This window comes from Borborobacter arsenicus (assembly GCF_003934165.1).
GTDB classification, from domain to species: Bacteria; Pseudomonadota; Alphaproteobacteria; order Rhizobiales; family Rhizobiaceae; genus Pseudaminobacter; species Pseudaminobacter arsenicus.
In genome coordinates this window covers 1-6990 of the sequence record NZ_RKST01000067.1, presented here as the reverse complement: position 1 = coordinate 6990, position 6990 = coordinate 1, and the positions used below count along the sequence as shown (strand labels likewise).

The following is a 6990-nucleotide window of genomic DNA, read 5'->3' as shown; positions in this document are numbered from 1 at the left end:
TTCCGACCGTGTCGCCATGCTGAGCCCCGCCATCCGTCCCCCAAACCGGAACAGCGATCCATGGCCATCCCAGCTGGAGCATCAACACTATCGGTAACATTTTGCTTGAGGCAATGCGGGGTCAGTTCTTCAGTTCGCCAATCAAGGCGCACATTCTCGCTCGCAACTGAAACCCGTCGGCCCCTAAATTCCTGTGAAAGCGTTTTCGTTTTCGTGAACAAAGACACGAGGCGAAATAGGCAACCATCTCCCGCCTCTGTGCGTAGGTTCCATGAAGGGAGATAACCATCATGGAAAACCTCGACGATCATGGGGTGTTTGAAACGTCTGTTCGAGTTGTGCTGAAATCCAAAGAGCTTGAGATTTTCACAACGCGCCAAGCTGCGGAGCTTCTGCTTTACAGTTGGCCAACCGGTGAAACCGGCTACCTGAGCCAGGCGAGAATGGCGTGCATGCGAGTGTTGGGCGGCAATGAAAAGGCGGAAACCGCTCGTAAGGCGTTTGAGGATGCAGCCGCAGAAGCCGATATTTTGGTGGAAGAACAGGCGATCTAACACCCTCGCCTTTCTGAATATCCCGCTCGCTATCGGTGCTGTTGAGGCGTACTGTGGCCGATGGATAGTCAACAATTCCGGACGCCGATGGTCGTCTGCGCAGGCTCGCCACGAAGGTTCAGCCTGGTATCGACGGTAGCTGAGGCGACGGACTTTCTCATCGATCACAGAGCTAAGAACGATTGCGCCCAGTGGACCGACGCGATGAACCAGTGTGCCGGCGCTGAGATTGGTACGAACAGCGTGGCATCTGCCGGATCTGCATTTGTCTTGGCACTGAGGGCGGCCGGGATACAAATTGACACGACGGTATTGCTGTACTGACATCAGGCGGCCTCCTCGCGGGAGCCAGCCCAGCCGAAGGTCGTCCCCGGTCGGCTCCTCGATGTGGTGGATGAACTGGCGGCCCCACATGCAGCTCAGGTCGAAGACGACACGCTGGTTCGGGGAGCGGCCGTCTTTGGGCAGCAGGCCGGTGAAGCAATCGGCGCTCTCGGATTCGTCGTGCCAGACGATTTCCGAGCCACTGTCCAGCACGGCGATCTTGCCGACCGGCGGGTAGAAGAGCGGGCCGGCCCACTGGACTCGCATCATGCCGGCCTCCTGATTTTCAGCAAGCCGGTGGGAACCTTCGTCCCGGCTTCAGAGAAGGAGCCGACCGGAAGGTCGCGCCACTCGCCTTTCAGCTCGCCATGGTCATAGTGCACCGTTGCCGGGAGAATTGATGCCGGGCTTCAACTCCAGCGCATGGCGCACATGATTGACGTAGTGCCGCCCGTAGAACGGCGTGTTCATCACCACCATGTCGAACTCAGCCTTAGAGGGCTGTTCGAGAAAATTGGCCGTCAGGACATTCTGTCTCTTCGCCCGCGCTCCGCCGCCCTGCCTGAATGGTACTCGATGCCGAAGACACGATGACCGCGCAGCCGGATCGCATCCATGATCCGGCCATCGCCGCATGAGGGCTCAAGGATGCGGAAAGGCTCGGGCGGATTGTCCGCCACTCGCGCAGGTTCCAGAGGCCGGCGAACTCCAGTGCCCTGTCTATGACATCCTGGGGCGACCAGTAGAATGGGGCTGGAGGCCACAAGCGAGGTGCTCCAGGGAGAACTGTTTTACCCATCACAAACGGGCGATGGGCCTCTCGGCGCGCAGATGGTGATCTCGTCGCAGCCTGAAGGGTCGTTATCCATGCATCAGATGATGCTCATGGCGATGGCCGCAGCGCGACGGCGCATTAGGATAGGGATAGGGCCGGCCGGACCCTTCTGGTATCCCAAGGCGCTCGACGCAGTTCGATGGTTGCACCTGGCCAGGCGCCGCAATACGTCGGTCACCGTCATTTGGCCATCTATGAGAGATTGAAACGTCCGGCCTTGCCACGTCAGTCTTCCCGCCACACCGGCACCCGCTTGATCTTTATAGCAACCAGGCGGCGGATGCGCAGCCCGACTGCCTCACGGCCGGACGGGACAAACGTCTCGACATTCATCCCCCCGGTATGGCCTTTCTCACACGTCATGCGACGAGCGAGGTCATCGGTGTCCATATCGCCGAATATCTGGATCAGATCGTCGGGCCGGTAATTGTGCGTGCGCTTGCAATATCGAGTAGGTAGTCTCCTTTTTTAGGCCAATACGGTTCCGGCATGACCAGAACAAATTAGGAACAAATACCTTGCTTCGGCAAGAGGCCCGTGTAAAAAATCTGCCCAACCAACTGGATCAGCAGGCATGGCGCCCCGCGCATCATACACACCATCACCCGCGCGGATCGACCGCGAGTGGCCCCACCAGGTCGCCCTGCCTGACGACATGTGCTGCGATCACAACTTCGGTCTCATTGCCGCATTTTGCCGCGACAACAGCCTGCATTTTCACACCCGCAGGGTCCAGGCCGTCTGGCCGAACGGCCGCTACCAGGACATGCGGCTGCATTGCTTTGCCAAGCGGGAAAAGGCCGAGCTGTTCCAGTCGCGTTTTGGGGGTGAGTTTTTCAATCCGGCCGATCGTGAGGGCGGACGCCGCGGCTGGTGGCCGCGATCAGGCGTCTGGACGCGCCTTCTGGAAAGCGGCCCGCTGAAGGTCCCCGCTATCCTGAGGGACTAAGACGCGGCGGCGTGCTAAAGAGCGTTTGGGCGAAATGGATGGGGACCTGAATGTGCGGGCGCTTCACACGATTTCACAACTGGGCTGATATTCATCGGATGTACCGATTGACGGATGCCGAGCGCGGCCGCAACACGGCGGCGCGCTACAACATCGCGCCGACTGAGGACGTGCTATTCGTCACCGCCGGTGAAGACGGCATGCATAAGGTGCGCACCGGCATGTGGTGGCTCGTCCCCTATTGGGCGAAGGAGCGGCCCAAATTCCCGACCTTCAACGCACGCTCGGAAGAAGCCGCCGACAAGCCAGCCTTCCGTGACAAGGAAAAGCGCTGCCTGATACCGGCTGATGGCTTCTACGAATGGACCAAGAATGCGGAGGATGGTGGCAAGGATCCGTGGTTCATTCACTTGAATGACCAGCCGTTCAGTTTCGCCGGGCTATGGGCCTACAATCGAGCGCTCGACATCACCAGTTGCACGATCCTCACGGCCGCCGCACAAGAGCCCATGACACAGCTTCATGATCGGCTGCCGATCATCCTGGCACCCGGCGCCTACGACGCCTGGCTTGACTCGGCGACATCGGTTGCCGAAGCCAAGAACCTCCTGAAACACGATCTCGACGGTGATCTGCAGTTCCACCGCGTCGGCCGCGAAGTCAACGCAACGCGAAATGGTTCTGACCACTCTGGCCTGATAGGACCTTTGAACCCGCTATGAGCACACCAGTTACCGAAACGAGCGGCCGGCTATCGCATTCCTGCGCACATGACGCCTGCCAGCGTGTTGCGCCCTTTGGCTATCACAGCCGAGGCGGCATGATCTGGTATTGCATGGAACACCGGGACGAAGGCGAGGCGCAACGGGTGGCGCCTTTTCGCAACGGGAACTAGCGGGGAGCCTGGCCGTTCTAGGCCATGGCCCACGTTGCATCACTGACAGACGTTGCGATCGAGCATGAGGCAGCAGAAGTTGCCGCTACCAGCCCCGCGACGTTGATAAGTCCGCTGATTTGATCAGCGCAAGTAGCCTTCGGTCAGCGCCACCCAATAGGCCGCACCCACAGGCAGAATGTCTTGATTAAAACAATACTCAGGATGGTGGACCATCTTTCCCGGGCCGCTACCGAGAAAGCAATAGGTGCCCTTCTTCTTTTGCAGCATGAAAGCGAAGTCCTCCGAAGCGAGGAATGACGGGCCGGGATAGATCACCTGATCTTTGCCGAAGGCCGCCTGCGCGATCCTGGCGGCCCTTTCGGTTTCCCCGGCATCATTGACCAGCACCGCACCCGGAACCCCCTCGCGGATTTCGGAGGTGCAGCCGAAGGATTGCGACTGGTGATCGACGATACGGCGGATATTGCCCAGGACCATCTCGCGATCCTCGGGTGTAGTGGTCCGAATTGAAAAGCGCAGGATCGCATTGCCCGCCACCACATTGCCGGCATTGCCCGCGAGGAACGCGCCGATGGTCACGACCGCCCGGTTCGCCGGCGCGACGTTGCGCGACACAATGCTCTGGATAGCCATGACGACGGACGAGCCGGCCACCACCGGATCGATGGTCAGTTCGGGGATGCCGCCGTGGCCGCCCTTGCCGACGATCTCGACCTCCCAATTGTCGACCGCCGACATCATCTCGCCGGGGTGGAAGTAGAACTTGCCTTCTTCAAGACCGGGGATGTTGTGCATGCCGAAGACGGCATCAACGGGGAACCGCTCGAAGAGACCGTCCTCGATCATCGCCGGGCCGCCTTCCATAGTTTCCTCGCCGGGCTGGAAGATAAGCCGGACGGTACCGTTGAAGTTTTTAGTCTCGGCAAGATGCTTGGCGGCCCCCAGCAGCATGGAGGTATGGCCGTCATGGCCGCACAGATGCGCAACCCCATCTACGGTCGACTTGTAAGGAAAGTCGTTTTCTTCCTGGATTGGCAGTGCATCGAAATCGGCCCTGAGTCCGATCGTCCTGTCTCCGTCCCCGGCTTTTAGCGTGGCAACGATGCCATGCTTGCCGATGCCGGTCTCAACCTCGTAGCCGCCGAATCTGCGCAGCGTCTCGGCTATATAGGCGGCGGTACGCTCCTCCTGCATCGATAATTCAGGATGGCGATGCATGTGTTCGAACCATTCCGTCATCGCTTCGGTGTCGAGTTGCTTGACGATTGCGTTCATGTCACTTCTCCTGCGTCGACGGATGCGTGCGACCAGCGGGGGCGGGTTCCACTGGCTCGACCGATTTTCCCTTGGGCACGGTGACTAGGATCGATACGACTGCGGTCGCCACCATCACCAAATTGGCCAGCAATGCGAAGAAGGCCGCTTCGCGCGAGGCAAGGTTCTCCTGATTGCCCGTGAAGGTAATGACGCCTTCGATCCATTTGACGCCCTCGGGATTGCCCGCGATGGCGGTGTAGATCGTGGCTGAGATGGCCACACCAAACGACGCGCCGAGCGAGGAAGCCATCTTGTAGATACCTGCGCCCGCGCCGGCCTGATCCTCGGGGAGGTTCGACAGCGCCGCATCGGTGGACGGCGTGGCGTAGAAGGCCAGCCCCAGCCCGAACAATGCGAAGGCAATCACGGCCAGAACGGTATAGGCGCCGAGCATCAAGTTGGTCGGCATCAGTAATGCAATGGACAGGCCGACGATATAGCTGCCCCACAACATCGGCTTGCGCGGACCATGGCGTTGCAGCAGCTTTTCACCAAAACGGATAAAGGCAAGAATGGTGATGGCATAGCCGATGGTCAGGAACCCCGCCTTCTGTGCGGTCATTGCCCCGCCCTGCTGCAATACCAGCATCGCCACCATGATGATGCCTGCGGTGGCATTGAGCAGCAGGTTCGAGATCGTCGCGCCTGTATAAGTAAGGTTCCGGAACAGACGAAACTGCACAAAGGCGTCCGGATTGTTGCTTTCGATACGGAAGAACAGGACGCCGAAAACCACCGCCACCGCCAGCAACCCGAGTGAGGCGAGGCTGGTCCAGCCCCATGCGCCACCCTGCGTGGCGAAAATCTGCAAAGCGACCATCGCGACCATGAAGGTCAGCACGCCCGGCATATCGAACCTATAGTTCTCTTTCGGTGGCGCCTTGCTTTCCGGGGTACCGCGCACCATCAGCATGCCGACCAGTGACACGAGGGCGGCGATGATGAATATCCAGCGCCAGCCGACATTTTGGGCCATCAGCCCGCCGAACAGCGCCGCGAAGCCCGAGCCACCCCACGATCCCATCGACCAAAGCGAGATCGCCCGCTGGCGCTCCGCTCCATCCCAATAGGCTTTCACCAGCGCCAGCGAGGCCGGCATGATGAATGCCCCCGACAGGCCCTGACAGATTCGGCCTAGCATAAGGAAGGTGCCGCCAAGCGTATTCGAGGGGGCCAGTCCGACCAGAAGCGAGCCGGCGATCGAGAAGCCGAACCCTAGCATGACGACCTTCACTCGGCCGATCCGGTCGGCCAGACCGCCAATCACGACGATGAAAATGCCCGAAAACAGCGCCGTGATCGACACGGCGATGTTCATGAACGATTGCTCCAGCTGAAGATCGGCAGCCATATCGGGTGCGATGTTCAGCGTCGTTTGGGCGAACAGCCAGAACGCCAGCACGCCTAGAATGATACCATACAGCAACCGGTCATTGCCTCGGTAGGATTCCGTCCTGGTTTGGACTATGAAGGCCTCCTTGTTTATGTCAGTCGGCCTACTAAGCTCGAGACATGTACATGACCTGCAATGGAAGGCGTGTTCCGCACCAGAGTGCCATGGTTTTCTGTTATCCGGAAATCAAAACGAAATGGCTCTGAACTTGCTTGAACTCCTGCGCGACAAGACATCGCCACGAGGAGTTAACTCGAATGCGTGGTCAGAGCTTGGCGGCAATGCCCCTACGGCAGGCGGAAGCCGAAGTAACCAGGGTGCAGCGAGACTATCGCCCCATGGTCAAAACAGTCGAATCCTACTCCCCGTACCGCACCTTTGCCGGCGAGATCGTCCAGCATCTGGCGGATGAAGGATTGAACCTGGTCCAGTTCGGCCAGGGTTTCTTGAGCATGGCCGCTCCCACGGCAGAACTGGAACGGTTGTCAGTATCGCGAAACCTCTGGCATGGCGGCCATCCGGTCCTCCGCTGGAATGCTTCCAATGTTGCCGTGCGCCATGATCCGGCTGGCAACATCAAGCCGGACAAGGAACGCTCGACCGTAAGCGCGTAGGTCACCCCACGTAGCGGCTGGTTCGCTGATCTGGGAGTCTCCAGGGTGATTTGTCCTGGGAGGCTCCTGTGAGCGCACATATGTCTGATAGCAAGAACTTCGAGGT

6 protein-coding genes are annotated in these 6990 nt (G+C 59.5%); 3 read left to right on the top strand and 3 right to left on the bottom strand.

The window, feature by feature from the left end:
* A partial coding sequence (locus EET67_RS26730) for a hypothetical protein (RefSeq protein ID WP_425359556.1) occupies nt 1-1148 on the bottom strand: 1148 nt, incomplete at its 3' end.
* 1139 nt (nt 1149-2287) lie between these two features.
* Between EET67_RS26730 and EET67_RS24845 the strand changes: the two genes are divergently transcribed.
* Together EET67_RS24845 and EET67_RS24840 are read left to right on the top strand one after the other, a co-directional pair.
* Nucleotides 2288-2662, top strand: coding sequence for a hypothetical protein (locus tag EET67_RS24845; protein WP_128628856.1), 375 nt, complete (start codon nt 2288-2290; stop codon nt 2660-2662).
* A gap of 50 nt (nt 2663-2712) precedes the next feature.
* Complete coding sequence (locus tag EET67_RS24840; RefSeq protein WP_128628855.1) at nt 2713-3384, top strand: SOS response-associated peptidase; 672 nt, start codon at nt 2713-2715, stop codon at nt 3382-3384.
* 296 nt (nt 3385-3680) lie between these two features.
* Here EET67_RS24840 and EET67_RS24835 read toward each other — a convergent pair whose 3' ends face one another.
* Together EET67_RS24835 and EET67_RS24830 are read right to left on the bottom strand one after the other, a co-directional pair.
* Nucleotides 3681-4835, bottom strand: a complete 1155-nt coding sequence (locus EET67_RS24835; protein WP_128628854.1) for a M20 aminoacylase family protein — start codon at nt 4833-4835, stop codon at nt 3681-3683.
* Between the two features lies 1 nt (nt 4836).
* A complete protein-coding gene (locus EET67_RS24830; protein ID WP_210211172.1) occupies nt 4837-6303 on the bottom strand; it encodes an MFS transporter in 1467 nt (488 codons plus the stop codon).
* A gap of 224 nt (nt 6304-6527) precedes the next feature.
* On the opposite strand from EET67_RS24830, the gene EET67_RS24825 reads away from it, so the two are divergent.
* Entirely contained in the window at nt 6528-6884 is a 357-nt protein-coding gene (locus EET67_RS24825; protein WP_128628852.1) for a terminase TerL endonuclease subunit, read from the top strand.
* Nucleotides 6885-6990 lie beyond the last annotated feature (106 nt).